Here is an 18,894-nt window from a genome sequence, read left to right on the forward strand (position 1 = left end):
TGAGCGGAAAGCGGTGTTCGAGGTATCGGTGGATTCGACTCTAACGCACGGCGCCACGAGCGAAAACCTGGCCGAATGGCATAGTCCGCACGACGGCGTCGCTCAGGCCGCGTGAGCGAAACCGTGCTCGCGGCGCGCCGCCGAATCAACCGCAAAGCCCACCGCTTCGCCGATCGCTCCGCCCACGAAGATCACAGCTGGGCTGCCGAGTCCGGCTGCCGCAGCATCGGTGGCGAGGCGATCGAGCGTGGTCACGAGCCGCTTCTCATGCGCCGAGCCCGCATGCTGAACGACCGCCGCCGGCGTGCTGGCGGGCAGCGCGTCGAGCAGCGTCGCCGCGATGCTCGCGATGCGGCTCATGCCCATGTAGATGGCGAGCGTCATGCCGGTGGCCGCGAGCGCGCGCCAGTCGGGCTCGCCGTGGTCCTGCATGTGCGCGGTCACGAAGGTCACGCCCTGGCAATGATCGCGATGCGTGAGCGACACGCCGAGGCTCGCCGCCGCCGCAAAGCCCGACGACACCCCGTTGACGATATCCACCGGAATGCCTGCGCTGCGCAGCGCGGTCAACTCCTCGCCTGCGCGACCGAAGAGCAGCGCGTCGCCGCCCTTCACGCGCACTACGTGCAGGCCCTTTTTCGCGTAACGCTGCATGAGGCGCTCGATGAACGCTTGCGGCGTGGACTTGCAGCCGCCGCGTTTTCCCACGCGAATCACGCGAGCGCGCGGCGCGAGCGTGACGATGTCCTGATTCGCGAGGTCGTCGAGCAGCAGGATGTCCGCTGCGGCAAGCACCTTGGCGGCGCGGATGGTCAGCAGATCGAGGTCGCCCGGGCCTGCGCTCAGCAGCGTGACTTTGCCTGGGTTCTTCGCGGGAGTGGTGCTCATATTCGGTCCTGTATCGCATGTTGCTGGAATCGGCGCGGCGAACGCGCAAAGCGTCCGCTCGTGTCGGGCACGAGGGACGCCGTTGTCCGTGGTTCGCAGTCGGTGCGTTCGATCCGTCAATACTCATGCGCCAACGGCGCCGTTGCCGTGGCCTTCGTTTCAATGCAATAAGCGGGCCATTTTCTTTGCAGATGCCGTTCGCCACGAAGAAGTCGCGCGGACAATGGGTATCAGCGTGCGCTAACCGGTTCGTACACATGCGGCCATGCATCGCCCTTCGCACGCGATGAGTGCTGCGTCGCACCATCGCTGTGCCGGCGTGCATCCGAATGCGACGCGCGATGAATGCACGCATCGAGTGCGCGCTCGTTGCCGAGCCTTATGCAGCAAGCGAAAGCGGGCGATGCCACGCGCATGGCATAGCCCTTGCCTTTAGTCTCGCCATCGGATCAACGGCGATCCGTCCTGAACATAGCGCCCGGCTGATTGAAGCCAAGTGGGCACGGACAACGGCGTCCCCTGCATCTGGCCATCGGCCCGATGCGCGGGACGCCTTTCTTTTTGCGGAAAGACGATGGATAAAGCCACCCGAATCGATCTATTCAGCTTGCGCACGGCGCCTATGCGCGCCTTCCATCTCACGTGGATGGCGTTCTTCGTGTGCTTCTTCGCGTGGTTCGCGTGCGCGCCGCTCATGCCGCTCATCAAGCGCGAATACGGACTCAACGCGGACCAGATCGCCAACATCAACATCGCGGCGGTCGCGGTGACGATTCTCGTGCGGCTCGTGGTCGGCCCGATGTGCGACCGCTTCGGCCCGCGCAAGGTGTATAGCGCGCTGTTGCTCGTCGGCGCGGTGCCGGTCATCGGCGCGGCGCTTTCCACGGGATACGACAGCTTCTTGTGGTGCCGGCTCGCGATCGGCGCTATCGGCGCGAGCTTCGTCATCACGCAGTACCACACGTCGGTGATGTTCGCGCCGAACGTCGTCGGCACGGCCAACGCGACGACCGCAGGCTGGGGCAACGCAGGCGCGGGCGCGGCGCAAGCCGTCGTGCCCTTGCTCGTTGCGGCGGCGATCGCATTGGGCGCAGGTGAAGCATCGGCATGGCGTATCGCGCTCATCGTGCCCGGCCTGGCGATGCCTGTGATGGCCTTCTTCTACTGGCGTTATACGCAGGACTGTCCGCAAGGCGACTTCGCGCAACTGCGTCGCGCGGGCATCGCCATCGACGGCGGCAAGAAGGGCGGCTGGCAGAGCTTTGTGACCGCGTGCGTGAACTATCGCGTATGGATGCTCTTCGTGACGTATGGCGCGTGCTTCGGCGTCGAGGTGTTCATCCACAACATCGCGGCGGTCTATTATGTCGATCACTTCGGGTTGTCGCTGGGTCAGGCGGGCATGGCAGCGGGCAGCTTCGGCTTGCTTGCGTTGTTCGCCCGCGCGCTCGGCGGCTGGCTCTCGGATAAGGCCGCCGCGCGGCGCGGTCTCGACATTCGCGCGACGCTGCTCTTCGTGCTGATCGCGGGCGAGGGCGTCGGTCTCTATGCGTTCGCGCATGCGGACAGCATCGCGCTTGCCGTCATCGCGATGATCGCGTTCGGTCTCTTCACGCACATGGCATGCGGTGCGACGTATGCGCTCGTGCCGTTCATCGACCGCAAGGCGCTCGGCGGCGTGGCCGGCGTGATCGGCGCGGGCGGCAATGCGGGCGCGGTAGCCGCGGGCTTTCTGATGAAAGGCGTCGGCAACGTGCAGCAGACGCTTTCGCTGCTCGGCGTGCTGGTCGCGGGCTCTGCGTTGTGCGCCATCGCCGTGCGCTTCTCTCCCGAACACAAGGCACGCGAAGCCGCGCTGCGCGAAAGCGCGCTCGCAGTCAATAACGGCGTTGCCCACTGAGGAAAGGTCCCTGTCATGAAGATCGTTGTCATCGGCCACGGGATGGTCGGCCATAAATTCCTCGAATGCCTCGCTGAAAGCGCCAACGAAGCACTGCATGTCACGGTGCTGTGCGAGGAACCGCGCGCAGCGTACGACCGCGTGCATCTGTCGGAGTTTTTCGCGGGCAAGTCGGCGGACGACCTCTCGCTCGTCGAAGCGGGCTTCTTCGAGCGTTGCGGTTACGCGCTGAAGCTGAATGCCAGAGCCGTCGCGATAGACCGCGCGGCGCGCACCGTCACGACATCGACCGGTGAAACGCTCGCCTACGACAAGCTCGTCCTGGCGACCGGATCGTATCCCTTCGTCCCGCCGGTAGAAGGTAAGGACCGCGAAGGATGTTTCGTCTATCGCACGATCGAAGACCTGCAAGCGATGCAGGCATTCGGCGCGCGTTCGAAGACGGGCACGGTGGTGGGCGGCGGTTTGCTCGGGCTCGAAGCCGCGAAGGCGCTGCGCGACATGGGGCTTCAAACGCACGTCGTCGAATTCGCGCCGCGCCTGATGGCCGTGCAGGTGGACGAAGGCGGCGGCCGCGTGCTGCGAAGCAAGATCGAGGCGCTCGGCGTGACGGTGCATACGAACCGCAACACGCTTGCCATCGTCGACGGCGAAGGCGCGGTCAACCGCATGAACTTCGCGGACGGCGCGCATCTCGACACGGACATGATCGTGTTCTCCGCAGGCATTCGTCCGCGCGACGATATCGCGCGTTCCGCAGGCCTCGAAGTCGGCCCGCGCGGCGGCATCGTGATCGACGACGCCTGCCGCACGAGCGACGAGCATATCTACGCGATCGGCGAATGCGCATCGTGGAACGGCCAGGTGTTCGGCCTCGTCGCGCCGGGCTACGACATGGCGCGCATCGTCGCGAAGCAGTTGCTGGGCGAAGAGGCGTCGTTCGTGGGCGCGGACATGAGCACGAAGCTCAAGCTGATGGGCGTGGACGTGGCGAGCATCGGCGATGCACACGCGAAGACGCCCGGCAGCCGCTCGTATCAATTCAGCGATGAACGCAAGCAGGTCTACAAGAAGCTCGTCGTATCGGAATGCGGCAAGTATTTGCTCGGCGGCGTGATGGTCGGCGATGCGACGGAATACGGCACGCTCTTGCAGTTGATGCTGAACAAGATGGAATTGCCCGAAGCGCCGGAATTCCTCATTCTTCCGCAAGCAGACGGCAAGGCCAAACCGGCGCTCGGCGTCGAGGCATTGCCGGACGCAGCGCAGATCTGCTCGTGCAACAACGTGAGCAAAGCCGAGATCTGCGCGGCGGTCTGCGCGGGCGCGACGAGCATCGGTGCATTGAAGAGCGCGTGCAAGGCGGGCGCATCGTGCGGCGGCTGCGTGCCGCTCGTCACGCAAGTGATGAAGTCGGAGATGAGTCGTCAGGGCCTGGCGGTGAACAATCACCTGTGCGAACACTTCGCTTATTCGCGGCAAGAGCTGTATCACATCGCGCGAGTCGAAGGACATCGCACGTTTGCGTCCCTGCTCGCGAAACACGGCAAGGGCCTTGGCTGCGATATCTGCAAGCCCGTGGTCGCAAGCATTCTCGCTTCGTGCTGGAACGAATTCGTGCTCAAGAAAGAGCACGCCAGCTTGCAGGATTCGAACGACTACTACCTCGCCAACATTCAGCGCGACGGCACGTATTCCGTCGTGCCGCGCATGGCGGGCGGGGAAGTCACGCCCGATGGCCTGATTGCCGTCGGTCAGATCGCGAAGAAATACGGGCTCTACACGAAGATCACCGGCGGGCAGCGTGTGGATATGTTCGGCGCGCGCGTCGAGCAATTGCCGCTCATCTGGGAGGAACTCATTGCGGCCGGCTTCGAATCCGGACATGCGTACGGCAAGGCGCTGCGCACGGTGAAGTCGTGCGTCGGCTCGACGTGGTGCCGCTACGGAGTCGGCGATTCGGTCGGCCTCGCGGTGCAACTCGAAAATCGCTATAAGGGCTTGCGCACGCCGCACAAGATCAAGTTCGGCGTATCGGGCTGCACGCGCGAATGCGCCGAAGCGCAGGGCAAAGATATCGGCGTCATCGCGACCGAGAAAGGGTGGAACCTGTACGTCTGCGGCAACGGCGGCATGAAGCCGCGTCACGCGGAACTGCTCGCGTCCGATCTGGATCAGGCGACGCTCGTGCGTTACATCGATCGCTTCCTGATGTTCTACGTGCGCACCGCCGACCGCCTGCAGCGTACGAGCGTATGGCGCGACAACCTCGAAGGCGGTCTGGACTATCTGATCGATGTGGTCGTCAACGACAAGCTCGATATCGCCGATGAACTGGAAGCCGAGATGCAACTCGTCGTGGATACGTACGAAGACGAGTGGAAGAAGGCCGTCACCGACCCCGAAACGCGCAAGCGCTTCCGTCACTTCGTGAACAGCGACAAGGGCGATGAAACCGTGACCTTCGTGGAAGAGCGCGGCCAGATCCGGCCCGCGACGCCGGATGAACGCAAGACGAAGCGCATCGATATTCCCGTGGTTGTCGAAACCGTCTGAACTCAGGAGCACACCATGAACGACCGTATCGAACCGGACTGGACCGCCGTTTGCGAACTGGACGATATCGTGCCCGACACGGGCGTCTGCGCGCTCGTCAACGGCGCGCAGGTCGCCGTGTTTCACGTCGCGGCGGATTCGAACACGGTGTATGCCATCGATAACGTCGACCCGCACTCGCAGGCCGCCGTGCTCTCGCGCGGCATCGTCGGCAGTCTCGGCGAACGCATTGTCGTGGCGTCGCCGCTCTACAAACAGCACTTCGATCTGCGCACGGGCGAATGCCTCGAAGCGCCGGAGCGTTCGGTCAATGCGTATCGCGCGCGCGTCGCGGGCGGCAAAGTCTGGATCGCGGCATGAGAACCGAATATGCGGTTGCGGCTGCGGCAGGCGCGGCTCGCGCCGAGAGGCAAAAGCTCGTGGTGGTCGGCAACGGCATGGCCGGCATGCGCACCGTCGAAGAGTTGCTGAAGATCGCGCCCGAGCTGTACGACATCACCGTGTTCGGTGCCGAACCTCACGGCAACTACAACCGCATCATGCTTTCGCCGGTGCTCGCCGGTGAAAAGAGCATCGACGACATCGTCATCAACACGCGCGAATGGTACGACGCGAATGGCATCACGCTGCATGCGGGCGATGCGGTCGTCGAAATCGATCGTGCGCGCCGTATCGTACGCTCCGAGAAGGGACGCGAGGCCCGATACGACCGCTTGCTGATCGCGACCGGATCGACGCCGTTCGTGATTCCCGTGCCGGGGCGCGATCTTGAAGGCGTCATCGCGTTTCGAGACATTCAGGATGTCGAAACAATGCGCGAGGCCGCGCGTCATCATCGGCGTGCCGTTGTCATCGGTGGCGGACTGCTCGGACTCGAAGCGGCGAACGGGTTGCAGCGGCAGGGCATGTCCGTGACCGTCGTGCATGCGAGCGATAGCCTGATGGATCGGCAACTCGACGCGAGTGCGTCCGCGTTGCTCAAGCGTTCGCTCGAAGCAAAGGGCCTGTGCTTTGCGATGGCCGCGCAAACCACCGAGATCGTCGGCGAGGAACGCGTGCGTGCCGTGCGTTTTGCCGACGGCACGGAGATCGAGGCTGACCTCGTCGTGATGACCGCCGGCGTGCGCCCGAATATCGCGCTGGCGAAGGCTTCGGGTCTGCACTGCGATCGCGCGATCGTCGTGGACGATACGCTGCAAACGTTCGATCCGCGCGTGTATGCGGTCGGCGAATGCGTGCAGCATCGCTCGGCCACGTTCGGTCTGGTCGCGCCGATCTGGGATCAGGCGCGCGTGGCCGGCGCGCATCTCGCAGGCGCGGGGCATCGGCGTTACGTGCAGCGTGCAACCGCGACGAAGCTGAAAGTGACCGGCGTAGACCTGTATTCCGCAGGCGATCTAATCGGTGGCGAAGGCAGCGAAGATCTCGTGCTGCGCGACCCGCGCCGCGGCGTGTACAAGCGACTCGTGCTGCAAGCGGGCCGCGTCATCGGCACGGTCCTGTATGGCGACGTGAAGGACGGCGGCTGGTACTTCGATCTGATTCAGAGCGGCACGGATGTTTCGCGCTATCGCGACCGATTGTTGTTCGGCAAGACACTTTGCGAAGGGGCCGCATGAGTAGCATCGACATCATTCCCATCACGCGCGCCGATCCGGTCGGCGTACGCACGACATGCCCTTATTGCGGCGTGGGATGCGGCGTCGTCGCGACACGGCGCACGCCGGTCGACGTTGCGATTGCAGGCGACGAAGCGCATCCGTCGAACTTCGGCCGTCTATGCGTGAAAGGCTCGGCGCTCGGCGATACGGTCGGCCTCGAAGGGCGGCTGCTGCATCCAAAGCTGCGCGACAAGGCGACGGGCGAGCTCAGCGACGTGTCGTGGGACGATGCGATCGGCACGGTGGCGAGCGGCTTTGCGCGGATTATCGCCGAACACGGGGCCGATGCCGTCGCGTTCTATGTGTCCGGGCAACTGCTGACCGAGGACTACTACGTCGCGAACAAGCTCATGAAGGGCTATATCGGCAGCGCGAACATCGATACGAATTCGCGGCTCTGCATGTCGTCGTCGGTGGCGGGGCACAAGCGCGCATTCGGCGAAGACCTGGTGCCGATGAACTACGAAGACCTCGAACTCGCGGACCTGATCGTGCTCGTCGGATCGAACACGGCGTGGTGCCATCCGATCCTTTTTCAGCGCATGATGAAGGTGAAGGAAGCGCGGCCGGACGTGAAGATCGTCGTGATCGATCCGCGCTACACCGCGACGTGCGAGATGGCGGACCTGCATCTCCCATTGAAACCCGGCAGCGACGTCCGGCTTTTCAACGGACTGTTGGCGTTTCTCGCGGCGCATGGCGCAACGGATGCCGCGTTCGTCGACGCTCATACCGATGGCTACGACGCGGCGCTTTCGGCAGCGGGAGCCGCGGACATCGAACAAGTGGCGCGCGACTGCAAGGCGGATGCGCACGACCTGCTCGCGTTCTATCGACTCTTCACGCGCACCGAGCGTGTCGTCACGGTCTATTCGCAAGGCGTCAATCAATCGAGCGCGGGAACGGACAAGGTCAACAGCATCATCAACTGTCATCTGGCGACGGGGCGCATCGGCAAGCCGGGCATGGGACCTTTCTCGTTCACGGGCCAGCCCAATGCGATGGGCGGCCGCGAAGTCGGCGGCCTCGCCAACACCCTCGCCGCGCATCTCGAACTGGATAACGCGATGCACCGCGACACGGTGCAGACGTTCTGGTCTTCGCCACGCATGGCTGCGCGCTTGGGTCTGAAAGCCGTCGAACTGTTTGACGCCATCGAAACGGGCCGCGTGAAGGCAGTGTGGATCATGGGCACGAATCCGGTGGTGAGTCTGCCCGACGGCGATCGCGTCAAGCGGGCGCTCGACAAGTGCGAACTGGTCGTCGTATCGGACATCATCGAGAAGACGGACACCAATGCCTTCGCGCATGTGCTGTTGCCCGCGCTCGGATGGGGCGAGAAGGAAGGAACGGTGACCAACTCGGAACGGCGCATCTCGCGTCAACGCGCGTTTCTGCCCGCGCCGGGACAAGCGCGTGCCGACTGGCGCATCATCTGCGATGTCGCGCGGCGCATGGGCTTCGATGGTTTCGACTTCGACGCGCCGCACGAGATTTTCGATGAGCACGCGCGTCTTTCCTCGTATCGCAACGATGCGGGAAGCGGCGTGTATCGCGCATTCGATATTGGCGGGCTGAGCGATCTGACACGCGAGCAGTTCGATGCACTGGAGCCGGTGCAATGGCCGCTTCCTGCCACGAAAGCCGCCAGCAGCACGCGCTTATTCGAAACGGGCCGGTTCAGTCATGCGGACGGCCGCGCGCGTTTCATCGCAACGCCGCCGCGCGCGCCCGTCAATGCGGCTGACAGCGAATATCCGTTCGTGCTCAATACCGGACGCGTGCGCGACCAGTGGCACACGATGACGCGTACGGGTCGTTCAGCAAAGCTCGCAGGACATATCAGCGAGTCGTTCCTCGACATGCATCCGCAAGACGCGCTCGCATGCGGCGTGCGTGAAGGCGAACTGGCGCGGATCACGAGCCGCTGGGGTTCGATGATCGCTCGCGTGCAACACAGCGGCGGCATGCAGCGCGGCAGCGTCTTCGTGCCGATTCACTGGAACGACCAAGTAGCATCGGATGCGCGCGTGGGCGCAGTAGTGAATCCCGTTGTCGATCCGGTGTCGGGCGAGCCCGAGTTCAAGCATACGCCCGTGGCCGTCGAGAAATTCCATGTGACGTGGCACGGTTTCTCGCTTTCGCGCAGCACGCCGGTGCTCGATTCGGTCACGCACTGGACGCGCGTTCATGGCGACCGTTTCATGCGTTATGAACTCGCAGGACGCAATCGCTTCGATGCGTCGCATGACAATCATCACGACTGGGCGCGCGCGTTTCTCGGCGTCGACGATCCGCACGCCGACTGGATCGAGTATGAAGACAAGAGCGCGGGCGTGTATCGCGCGGCGCATGTGGTGAACGATCGCATCGAGAGTTGCGTGTTCATCAGCGAGCGCCCGGACCTGCCGGCGCGCGCATGGCTCGCGAGTCTCTTCGATAAGGAGCGTCTGAGCGATGAAGACCGCGCGAGCCTCTTGCTCGGTCAAGCCATCGGCAAGGGCGAGGATACGGGACCGACGGTGTGCTCGTGCTTCGGCGTGGGCCGCAAAACGATCTGCAACGCGATCCGCGAGAAAGGGCTGAAAACAGCGGCGCAAGTCACCGCCTGCGTGAAGGCGGGCGGCAATTGCGGGTCGTGCGTGCCGGAGTTGAAGAAGCTCATCGTGGAGACAGAGATGGCACAACTGAGCGTCGGTTGACCGCTTGCCTCGACTATCCGGCGGGCCGCACGCCGATCTTGCCTTCGCGCGTGTGCGATGACTGCGGCGCGCCGTTCTTCGCGAGGGCATGCGCGGTGCCGTGCATGCGTAGATCTTGCATCGGCCGTTCGTCGTTGCCGAAGCGCGCGACGGAGAACGCGAATGTATTGATGCCGTTCTCGCTCGTGGCCGACACCGTGCCGCGATGCATCTCCGCGACCGCTTTCACGATGGCAAGCCCGAGCCCGTGATTTTCGCGGCTATTCGTTCGCGAACTCTCCGCGCGATAGAAGCGGTCGAACAAATGTTCCATGATGTGCGGCGCAATCGGCTCGCCGGGATTGGCGACGGCTATGCTCACGCGTGTCTGCTCGCGCTTGATCGACACCGATATGGTCGCGCCCGGCGCGCAATGCTGAATCGCGTTCATCACGAGATTCGACAACGCGCGTCCGAATAGCGATGTGTTCACGAAAGCCCGCGCATCTCCGCTCGATACCGCGCGCACGTGCGCTTCTTCGAGCGGAATCTCGAGGAAGTCCAGCGTGCGTTGCACTTCCGCGGCAAGCGACACTTCCACGAGGCCCGTCGCGCGTTCGCCCTGATCGGCGCGCGCGAGGAACAGCATGTCGTTGATGATCGCGCGCACGCGCTCGAATTCTTCCAGATTCGACTGCAACGTATGACGCAGTTCTTCTATCGGACGATCCCGCGTCAATGCTACTTCGGTCTGACCGATGAGAATGGTGACAGGCGTGCGCAATTCGTGCGCGACATCGGCGTTGAATGCTTCGAGACGACCGTATGCATGATCGAGCCGTTCAAGCGCGCCGTTGAACGACTTCGCGAGGTCTTCCAGTTCGAGCGGCAACGAGCGCGTGTTCAGGCGTTGCGAGCGATTGTTCGGGCTCACGCTCTGTGCATCGCGTGTGAGCCGCGTGAGCGGCGCCAGCCCGAGCCGCGCGACCGAGTAACTCAGCAGCAATACAGCGACCGTCGCGAGCGCCGTCAGTGCGGCGAGCGCCACACCGAATACGCGCATGGTCCGCACGTTCGGCGAGCAATCCACCGCGACGAAAAGCTGTAGCGGCGGACGGTCGGCGTTGGGCGGGATCGTGAGCGTGGTCATCAGCATGTCGTACGCGCGGCCTTCGGGCTTGAAGCGCGCATAGCCGCCGAGCACGCGCTTCGTGACGTGCCCCGCAGGCGGCGTGCCGTAGCTGAAGCGCGCGTCGTTGCTCGTCACTGCGAAAAGCGTGGAGCCATCGCGCGGCGTGATATCCGCGAGCTTCTCTTTCGCGATCTTCCACTTGTCCGCGTTGGACACATGGGTGACGATGAGCCGCGCAATCTCGGCGCGGTTATCGAGCGAATCGCGCAAGTGCTGTTCGAGCTGCACGCGAAGCACGAGAAATAGCCCCGAGCCCACGAGCGAGAATACGAACAGCGCGACGAGCGCGAACATGACCGCGAGCCGCCGCGCGATTGAACGCTGCGAACGCGGCAGATTCTGTGCGTTCGATCCCTCGTGCGATGCTGCCCACGGAACGTTCATGATGGCCTCGCGTCTTCCCTCGTGTCACGTGCATCGCGCGGCTCGCGCACTTCGAGCACATAGCCCATGCCGCGCACCGTATGCAGCAGCTTCGTGCGAAACGGTCCGTCGAGTTTCGCGCGCAAGCGTTTGATCGCGGTCTCGACCACGTTCGTATGGCTTTCGAAATCCACTTCCCATACGAGCTCGGTGATCGCCGTCTTCGACAGGATATCGCCGTGACGACGCGCGAGCACGCTCAAAAGCTGAAACTCCTTCGCGGTCAGATCAAGGCGCACGCCGTCGCGGGTCGCGCGTCGTCCGATCAGATCGACGTAAAGATCTCCGACCGAAATCAGCGTGGATTCCTGCGCGCGCGTGCGCCGCGCAAGCGCATGCAGCCGCTCGACGAGTTCCAGAAAAGAGAACGGCTTCGTGAGGTAGTCGTCTGCGCCTTCGCGCAGTCCGCGCACGCGGTCATTGATGTGATCGCGTGCGGTGAGCATGATGACCGGCGTCGACTTCTGCATGCGCAACGCCTTGAGCACGGCGAAGCCGTCGCGCCGCGGCAGCATCACGTCGAGCACGATCACGTCGTAGTCGTATTCGACGGCGAGATGCGTGCCTTCTTCGCCATCCATCGCGACATCGACGACCCATCCTTGCTCGGTCAGGCCGGAACGCAGGTAATCGACCACCTTGTGTTCGTCTTCCACTATCAGGACTTTCATGCCTGCACCTGTGTGTTCAGTGTGTGCTTATTGTGTCGCGGCTGTTCTCACTTGGCCCGCGCATCGGCGACATCTTGCGTCTGCGCCGGCTCGCTCACATCCCATCCGCCGCCCAATGCCTTCACGAGTGAGACCGATACCGTATGCTGCTGGCCGCGAATCTGCACGTCCTGCCGCTCGCTCGTGAGCAACTGCTGCTGCGCCGTGATGACATCGAGATAGGCGACGAGGCCGCCGGAATAGCGGTCATTCGCAAGCGAGAGCAGACGCTGCGCATCCATCACGGCGGCATGAGACTGCTTCGCTGCGCCATCCAGCACGGAGAGCCCGACGATGCCATCCTGTACTTGCTGGAACGCGTTCAACACGGTCTGACGATAGTTCGCTTCGGTTGCGCGATACCCCTCGCTCGCGAATGCGACCGCCGCCGAGCGACGGCCGCCATCGAACACGACCTGGCTCGCCATCGTGCCGATGGTCCACAAGAGACTCGGCGCAGAGATCAGGCTCGTGAGCGCGGTGCTTTCCCAGCCGATGGAGCCGTGCAACGTGAGGCTCGGAAAGAACGCGGCCTTCGCGACGCCGATCTGCGCGTTGGCGGCGGCCATCGCGCGTTCCGCGGACGCGACATCGGGTCTGCGTTGCAGCACGTCGCTCGGCACGCCGAGCGGTATCGGCGGAATCGGGCCTTCATCGACCTTCGAGGCAATCGAGAACTGTGGCGCGGGCGTGCCGACCAGCGCGGCGATCGCATGCTCGTATTGCGCGCGCTGATTGAGCAGCAGTTGCGCTTGCACACGCGTCGAATCGAGTTGCGATTGCTGTTGCAACACATCGAGGCCGGATACCGCGCCGAGACTGTGCTGTGTGTTCACGTAGTCGAGCGCCTTCTCCTGCAACTGCACCGAGCGATTGAGCACGTCGATTTCCGCATCGAGTTCGCGCATCGAGAAGTAAGCGCTCGCGAGATCGGTGGTCAAGATTAGACGCGCGTTGGCGAGGTCATCGCGCGTCTGGTCTTCCGATGCCTGCGCGCTTTCCACTTCGCGGCGAATGCGGCCGAAGAGATCGAGGTCGTAATCGACCGTGGGCGCGAGCTTGATATCGTTCTGCACGGTCGACATGCTCGGCGTGCTGTAGTTGTTCACCGGGCGATTGCGCGAGGTGCGCGTGCGTGCCGCTTGTGCGCCGAGATCCACTTCGGGCAGCGCGAGCGATGACGTTTGCGCAAGTGTCGCGCGAGCCTGCTCGTAATGCGCGCTCGCGGCGGCGAGCGTCTGGTTCTGCGCGAGCGCCTGCGTTTCGAGTCCGTCGAGAATGTCGTCATTGAAGCCGCGCCACCAGTCGAGAGCAAGCGGCGCGTGCGAGGGCTCGCCCACGCGCCAGTACGAGTCCGTCTTCCATGTCGGCGGCGTCTCTGCAAGCGGGCGCTGATAGTCGGGGCCGACCGTGCAGGCGGCGAGCATCGACAGCAACGCGATAGAGGCGATGCGTCTCATGATGCGGCCTTCTTGTCGCTCGCCTGCTGCTCGGTTTGCTGCGGTTGTTGCTGCTGCTCGTGCTGCTGGCCTTGTTGCGGCGCGATCACGACATGATCGCCGTCCGCCACCGAGTCGCTCGGGTTGATGATGATCTTGTCGTTCGCTTCGATGCCGCTCTCGATTTCCAGCGTCTGCCCGAGGTCCTGCGCGATGACGATCTTGTGCAGATGCACGTGTCCGCTCGAATCGACGACGGCCAGGCGCGGACCTTCCGAGCGAAACAGCAACGCATTGCCGGGAACGATCAGACGCGCGTGCGCGACGGACGGCACCGCGACCTGCACATACGCACCGGGGCGCAGACGTCCATCGGCATTGGGCAGCGTCACTTCGATTTGCAGCGAACGCGTGGGCACGTCGATCGCGCCGGAGATATGCGTGATCTTGCCGTGGAACTGTTGCCCGGGGAGCTCGGCTTGCGTGACGACCACCTGCTGCCCGACCGACACGTTCTGCGCGTAGGCCTGCGGCAGTTGCACATACACGCGCAACGGATCGGACTGCGCGAGCGCGAAGAGCGCACGACTCGCGCCACTGCCTGCATCGATGAGATCGCCGACATCGACATTGCGCTGCGTGACGACGCCGGCGAACGGCGCGACGATACGCTTGAACGATTCGAGCTGGCGCAGGCGCTTCACGTTGGCATCGGCTGCCGCGAGGTTGGCGACATCCTGGTTATAGGTGCTCTGGCGTTCATCCAGTTCCTGCTGGGAAACGGCATCGCGTTGGCGCAATTGCTTCCACCGTTCGAGCGATGTCTTCGCGAGCCCGAGACTCGATGCGGTCTGGTCGCGTTGCGCGACGGCCTGCGCGAGTTCCTGATCGATCTCGGGCGTGTCGAGATCGGCGAGCAATTGTCCCTGCTTCACGCGCGCGCCGATATCGACGTACCAGTGCAGCAGATAACCGGTTGCGCGCGCGTAGATCGGCGACTCGACGAAGCCGCGCAACGTGCCCGGCAGCGTGGTTTCGCCGCTGCCGTCTGTCTGTGTCGGCGACGCCACGTTGACGTATTGCTGCGCGTTCTGCTGCGTGCGCGTGGCGACCGAACGGCTATGCATGAGGTCGCTCACGACCGTGCGCGCGGCGCCTATCGCAAGCAGCGCGAGCACGATCACGATTGCAATCTTCGCGCGCTTCCATTCGAGGTTGCGCGGCGGCAACGCCGGGCCTTCGTCGGGATCGCGAGCGGGAATGGCCAGCGATGCGTGGTTCTTTTCAGTCATGTTCGGCTTCGGGCGTGATGCGGTTCAATGTTGATCGTGATGCTGCGCTTCGTCTTTGCGCCGCGCGCGGCGTGCGAGCCGCGCGTGAATGCCGGCGAACACGAGCGGCACGAAGAAGAGCGTCGATACCGTTGCGAAGAGCAGGCCGCCGATCACCGCGCGGCCGAGCGGCGCGTTCTGCTCCGCGCCTTCGCCGAGGCCGAGCGCCATCGGAATCATGCCGATGATCATCGCGAAGGCCGTCATCAACACGGGGCGAATGCGGCTCGCGCCGGCTTCGAGCGCGGCCGTGAGCGGCGGCGCGCCCGCCGCGAGGCGTTGCCTTGCGAAGGACACCATCAGGATGCTGTTGGCGGTGGCGACGCCCATCGTCATGATTGCGCCGGTCAGCGCCGGAACGGACAGATGCGTGCCGGTGAGAAAGAGCATCCAGATGATGCCTGCAAGCGCGGCAGGCAATGCGCTCACGATGATGAGCGGATCGATCCATGACTGAAAGTTCACGACGATCAGCAGATACACGAGCACGATCGCCATCGCGACGCCGACGCCCAGGCCGAAGAACGATGTGCGCATGGTCTCCACCTGTCCGCGCACGGCGATCTGGCTTCCGCGTGGCAGCGTGCCGCGCGCCTGATCGACGAGCTCGTTCACGCGACGCGCGACGCTGCCGAGATCGCGTCCTTCCACGCTCACGAAGATATCGATGACAGGGCGGATGTTGTAGTGCGACACGACCGCGAACTGACTCTGCGGCGAGAGGCGCACGAGATTGCCGAGCAATTGCGTCGGCCCCGTGCCGGGCGCGGAGACGGGCGTGCGCATCAGTTCATCGACCGACGATATCTGATACTGCGGCGTCTGCACCGCCATGTTGTATTCGACGCCGTTGCGCGGATTGAACCAGAAGCCCGGCGACGTCTGCGAACTGCCCGACAGCGAAATGAGCACGTTCTGCGCGACATTGCTCGCAGACAGATTGAGCTGCTGCAAACGCGTACGGTCCATCACGAGATTGAGCGTGGGTTGGTCGAGCTTTTGCTGGATATGCGTATCCACGTTGCCGGGGATCATGCGTATCTGCTTCATCAGGTTGCTGGCCACCTGAAAATTGCCTTGCTGGTTTTGCCCTTGAATCTGCACGTCGATGGCCGCGGGCAGACCGAAGTTCAGAATCTGCGTGACGATATCCGCTGGCTGAAAGAAGAATTCGACGCCGGGAAAAAGGCGCGGCAGCAGGGAGCGCAACTGGTCGATGTAGGTTTGAGTCGGCGCATGATCGGGCTTGAGCGCGACCTGTATCTCGCCATCCAGCGTGCCGATCGTGCCCGCGTTGCTATACGACAAGTTGATGCCGCTATACGGCAGGCCGAGGTTGTCGAGAATGGTGGCGAGTTCGTCCTGCGGCACGACCTTGCGCACGACTTTCTCCACTTCGTCCGCAAGACGCGCCGTTTCCTCGATGCGCGTGCCGGTCGGGGCGCGCATGTGCATGCGGATATCGCCGGCATCCACGCTCGGGAAAAAGTCTTCGCCGAGCACGAATACCAGTCCTGCCGACAACAGACAGAACCCCAGAAATAACGAGCCGAACGCGCGTCGCCGCACGAGCAGGCTGCTCAGAATGACGATGTAGGCGGCGCGCATGCGTTCGAAGCCATGATCGAACCGGCGATGCAGCCGCATGAAAAGATTTGGCCGGGCCTTCGCATCCGCTGCGTGCGCGTGGCCCATCAAAAGCATCGCGAGCGTCGGCACGAGTGTGCGCGAGAGGACATACGACGCGAGCATCGCGAAGACGACGGCTTCCGCGAGCGGCACGAACAGGTAGCGAGCGACGCCGGTCAAGAAGAACATCGGCACGAACACGATGCAGATGCATAGCGTGGAAACGAGCGCAGGCACGGCGATTTCGCCCGCGCCTTCGAGAATCGCTTCGTGCAGGGCCGTGCCCATGTGCAGATGACGCTCGATGTTCTCGATCGTCACGGTCGCGTCGTCGACCAGAATGCCGACAGCAAGCGCCAGGCCGCCGAGCGTCATGATGTTTATGGTCTGCCCGAGCGCATGCAATGCGAGCAGCGAAGAAAGAATCGACAACGGAATCGAGACAGCGATGATGCACGTGCTGCGCCAGTTGCCGAGAAAGAGCAGGATCATCGCGGCGGTCAGCGCGGCGGCAATCAGCGCTTCGCGTACCACGCCTTCGACGGCGGCCTTGACGAAGACGGACTGGTCGAACAGTGCCGTGATCTTGAGATCTTGCGGCAGCGCGGCGCGCGCTTGTGGCAACAGGCTATGCAACGTATTGACGATGGCGAGCGTCGATGCATTGCCGTTCTTCAGCACGGAGATGAGCACGCCGCGTCGCCCGTCCTGCCGCACGATATTTGTCTGCGGCGAGGAGCCGTCGCGCACGTGCGCCACTTCGCGCAAGTACGTGGTGGCGCCGTTCACCGTGCGCACCGGAATGTCGTTCAGGCCCGCAACCGTCGTCGGCGAGCCGTTCATGTTGATCGTGTATTCCTTGGAGCCGATCTTCGCGGTTCCGGTCGGAAGAATCAGGTTTTGCGCGTTGACGGCGCTCACCACGTCTATCGGCGTGAGGCCCTTGGCGAGAAGCGCGCGGGTGTTGAGGTCCACCGAAATCAGGCGCGTCTTGCCGCCATACGGATACGGCACGGCCGCGCCCGGAATGGTCACCAGTTGCGGGCGCAGAAAGTTGAGGGCGGTGTCGTTCAGTTCCTGCTCCGACTGCTTGGGACTCGACAGGCCGAGCTGGATCACCGGAATACTCGACGCCGAATAACTGATGACGAGCGGCGGCGTCGCGCCCGGCGGCATCTGCTTGAGCTGCGCCTGTTCGACGGCGACCGTCTGCGCAATCGCCGTCTGAATGTTGGCGGTCGGCTGCAGGAACAGCTTGATGATGGCGATGCCCGGAAGCGATTGCGACTCGATGTGCTCGATGTTATTGACCGTCGTCGTGAGACTGCGCTCGTTGACGGACGTGATGCGATTGGCGATGTCCTGCGAGGACAAGCCCGTGTACGTCCAGATGATGCTGACCACGGGAATGTCGATCTCGGGCAGCACGTCTACCGGCGTCGTCAAGAGGGCGAACGGCGTGGCCAGCACGATCATGATGGCCATGACGATGAACGTATAGGGGCGCTTCAGCGCAACGTTGACGATCCACATTGAGTCGTTAGAGAGTGCGGGAGAAGGGCGCCGGGGTCGTGCTTGTCAGCGCGCGGCGTTTCATGAAGAGGCGATCGCTTTGCGTTCAGTGCCGCTATGGTAGTGCGTGGGCACCAACGAGATAATGACGCGAAAATGGCGCTGTCGTCATATTCGATTCATTACGCGCGAACGTTCGGACGTTTTTGATAGCGGAGCAACCGCGCGAGGCGGTCGCTCCATGAGGGCATCAGTTCACGTTGACGTTGGTGTCGTTGGATGAGGATTGCGGAGTCGCGGAGCGATACACGCTTGCGCCGGTATAGATGCCCTCGCGTCGGTCGAGGAAGCTGCCGGGATATCGTTGGTCGTCGACGCCCGGAAAGTATCCGGCCCGCTCGGCTCGGATCAGGTCGTCGCGGACTTGCTGCCGCGTCAGACTGCTCGACTGCGCGGCGGCGGCAAGCGGCGAGAGTGCGAACACAACGATGGCAATGCGCGTGACTGGCTTCATGGCGAACTCCTCATGCAGATGATGGACGGACGCAATCCAATGCGCGTCCACGGCAGAGCCGCCGCGGACCGGTCCATTGTAAGCACGAGCGTTAGCAAGATTTCGCCTGTTTGCGGCGGTTTTATCGAACGCTGCGAGGCAATGCAGTGAACGAATGCGCGGACTATTGCGGCATCTGCTGCGAAGGCGTATTCGACAACGCACCGCCCGAGGCCGACGTGCCTTCCGGCGATGCGCCATACGCCGTGCCTCCATGCACGCGCGCTTCCGCGGCCTCGATGTCATTGGGATAGAACGCCTCGCGTGCCGCCGGCCGATAGCCGGCCTGCTCCAGTTGCTGAAGGTCCTGCTTGACCTGATCGCGCGTGAGGCCTTGCTGGGCCATCGCGGCGACGGGCGAGGCGATGAGCGCGGCGGCGACGATACGCATGACGAGTTTCATGGCGAACTCCTGTTAC

The 18,894-nt window shown here is 63.5% G+C and carries 13 protein-coding genes; 5 read left to right on the plus strand and 8 right to left on the minus strand.

Annotated features, from left to right (window positions below):
* Positions 1–102: 102 nt before the first annotated feature.
* Positions 103–888, minus strand: a complete 786-nt coding sequence (cobA, locus tag JYK05_RS16055) for a uroporphyrinogen-III C-methyltransferase (RefSeq protein WP_206469436.1) — start codon at positions 886–888, stop codon at positions 103–105.
* A gap of 574 nt (positions 889–1,462) precedes the next feature.
* On the opposite strand from cobA, the gene JYK05_RS16060 reads away from it, so the two are divergent.
* The 5 genes from JYK05_RS16060 to JYK05_RS16080 are packed head-to-tail and all read left to right on the plus strand — an operon-like array spanning position 1,463 to position 9,707.
* Positions 1,463–2,788: an MFS transporter gene (locus tag JYK05_RS16060; RefSeq protein WP_206469438.1), complete on the plus strand. Its 1,326-nt coding sequence runs from the start codon at positions 1,463–1,465 to the stop codon at positions 2,786–2,788.
* A 15-nt stretch (positions 2,789–2,803) separates the two neighbouring features.
* Positions 2,804–5,344: a nitrite reductase large subunit NirB gene (gene nirB / locus JYK05_RS16065; protein ID WP_206469440.1), complete on the plus strand. Its 2,541-nt coding sequence runs from the start codon at positions 2,804–2,806 to the stop codon at positions 5,342–5,344.
* A 15-nt stretch (positions 5,345–5,359) separates the two neighbouring features.
* Entirely contained in the window at positions 5,360–5,704 is a 345-nt protein-coding gene (nirD, locus tag JYK05_RS16070) for a nitrite reductase small subunit NirD (RefSeq protein WP_175941377.1), read from the plus strand.
* Complete coding sequence (locus JYK05_RS16075) at positions 5,701–6,963, plus strand: NAD(P)/FAD-dependent oxidoreductase (RefSeq protein ID WP_206469442.1); 1,263 nt, start codon at positions 5,701–5,703, stop codon at positions 6,961–6,963. Before nirD ends, JYK05_RS16075 begins: the two co-directional genes overlap by 4 nt.
* The gene (locus JYK05_RS16080) at positions 6,960–9,707 is read left to right on the plus strand and encodes a nitrate reductase (RefSeq protein ID WP_206469444.1); all 2,748 of its coding nucleotides are present in this window, start codon (positions 6,960–6,962) and stop codon (positions 9,705–9,707) included. The genes JYK05_RS16075 and JYK05_RS16080 overlap by 4 nt, the downstream gene beginning before the upstream one ends.
* 13 nt (positions 9,708–9,720) lie before the next feature.
* On the opposite strand, the gene JYK05_RS16085 is transcribed toward JYK05_RS16080, so the two are convergent.
* From JYK05_RS16085 to JYK05_RS16115, 7 genes are all read right to left on the minus strand, one after another.
* Positions 9,721–11,262 (minus strand): heavy metal sensor histidine kinase, encoded by a 1,542-nt coding sequence (locus tag JYK05_RS16085; RefSeq protein WP_206469446.1) that lies wholly within the window; start codon positions 11,260–11,262, stop codon positions 9,721–9,723.
* A complete protein-coding gene (locus JYK05_RS16090; RefSeq protein ID WP_175941383.1) occupies positions 11,259–11,972 on the minus strand; it encodes a heavy metal response regulator transcription factor in 714 nt (237 codons plus the stop codon). The genes JYK05_RS16085 and JYK05_RS16090 overlap by 4 nt, the downstream gene beginning before the upstream one ends.
* Before the next feature lie 47 nt (positions 11,973–12,019).
* A complete protein-coding gene (locus tag JYK05_RS16095) occupies positions 12,020–13,471 on the minus strand; it encodes an efflux transporter outer membrane subunit (RefSeq protein ID WP_206469448.1) in 1,452 nt (483 codons plus the stop codon).
* A complete protein-coding gene (locus JYK05_RS16100; protein WP_241269987.1) occupies positions 13,468–14,742 on the minus strand; it encodes an efflux RND transporter periplasmic adaptor subunit in 1,275 nt (424 codons plus the stop codon). Before JYK05_RS16100 ends, JYK05_RS16095 begins: the two co-directional genes overlap by 4 nt.
* Before the next feature lie 24 nt (positions 14,743–14,766).
* Positions 14,767–17,943 carry an efflux RND transporter permease subunit gene (locus tag JYK05_RS16105; protein WP_206469450.1) on the minus strand — a complete coding sequence of 1,059 codons (3,177 nt, stop codon included), beginning with the start codon at positions 17,941–17,943 and terminating at the stop codon, positions 14,767–14,769.
* A 229-nt stretch (positions 17,944–18,172) separates the two neighbouring features.
* The gene (locus JYK05_RS16110) at positions 18,173–18,436 is read right to left on the minus strand and encodes a DUF4148 domain-containing protein (protein WP_206469452.1); all 264 of its coding nucleotides are present in this window, start codon (positions 18,434–18,436) and stop codon (positions 18,173–18,175) included.
* 163 nt (positions 18,437–18,599) lie between these two features.
* Entirely contained in the window at positions 18,600–18,878 is a 279-nt protein-coding gene (locus tag JYK05_RS16115) for a DUF4148 domain-containing protein (RefSeq protein ID WP_206469454.1), read from the minus strand.
* Between the last annotated feature and the right edge of the window lie 16 nt (positions 18,879–18,894).

The sequence above is a fragment of the Caballeronia sp. M1242 genome (assembly GCF_017220215.1).
GTDB lineage: Bacteria > Pseudomonadota > Gammaproteobacteria > Burkholderiales > Burkholderiaceae > Caballeronia.

What these genes read in the sequence shown, in the direction of transcription:
- cobA (WP_206469436.1), bottom strand. Translation starts at nt 888, where the DNA reads ATGAGCACCACTCCCGCGAAGAACCCAGGCAAAGTCACGCTGCTGAGC.
- JYK05_RS16060 (WP_206469438.1), top strand. Translation starts at nt 1,463, where the DNA reads ATGGATAAAGCCACCCGAATCGATCTATTCAGCTTGCGCACGGCGCCT.
- nirB (WP_206469440.1), top strand. Translation starts at nt 2,804, where the DNA reads ATGAAGATCGTTGTCATCGGCCACGGGATGGTCGGCCATAAATTCCTC.
- nirD (WP_175941377.1), top strand. Translation starts at nt 5,360, where the DNA reads ATGAACGACCGTATCGAACCGGACTGGACCGCCGTTTGCGAACTGGAC.
- JYK05_RS16075 (WP_206469442.1), top strand. Translation starts at nt 5,701, where the DNA reads ATGAGAACCGAATATGCGGTTGCGGCTGCGGCAGGCGCGGCTCGCGCC.
- JYK05_RS16080 (WP_206469444.1), top strand. Translation starts at nt 6,960, where the DNA reads ATGAGTAGCATCGACATCATTCCCATCACGCGCGCCGATCCGGTCGGC.
- JYK05_RS16085 (WP_206469446.1), bottom strand. Translation starts at nt 11,262, where the DNA reads ATGAACGTTCCGTGGGCAGCATCGCACGAGGGATCGAACGCACAGAAT.
- JYK05_RS16090 (WP_175941383.1), bottom strand. Translation starts at nt 11,972, where the DNA reads ATGAAAGTCCTGATAGTGGAAGACGAACACAAGGTGGTCGATTACCTG.
- JYK05_RS16095 (WP_206469448.1), bottom strand. Translation starts at nt 13,471, where the DNA reads ATGAGACGCATCGCCTCTATCGCGTTGCTGTCGATGCTCGCCGCCTGC.
- JYK05_RS16100 (WP_241269987.1), bottom strand. Translation starts at nt 14,742, where the DNA reads ATGACTGAAAAGAACCACGCATCGCTGGCCATTCCCGCTCGCGATCCC.
- JYK05_RS16105 (WP_206469450.1), bottom strand. Translation starts at nt 17,943, where the DNA reads ATGTGGATCGTCAACGTTGCGCTGAAGCGCCCCTATACGTTCATCGTC.
- JYK05_RS16110 (WP_206469452.1), bottom strand. Translation starts at nt 18,436, where the DNA reads ATGAAGCCAGTCACGCGCATTGCCATCGTTGTGTTCGCACTCTCGCCG.
- JYK05_RS16115 (WP_206469454.1), bottom strand. Translation starts at nt 18,878, where the DNA reads ATGAAACTCGTCATGCGTATCGTCGCCGCCGCGCTCATCGCCTCGCCC.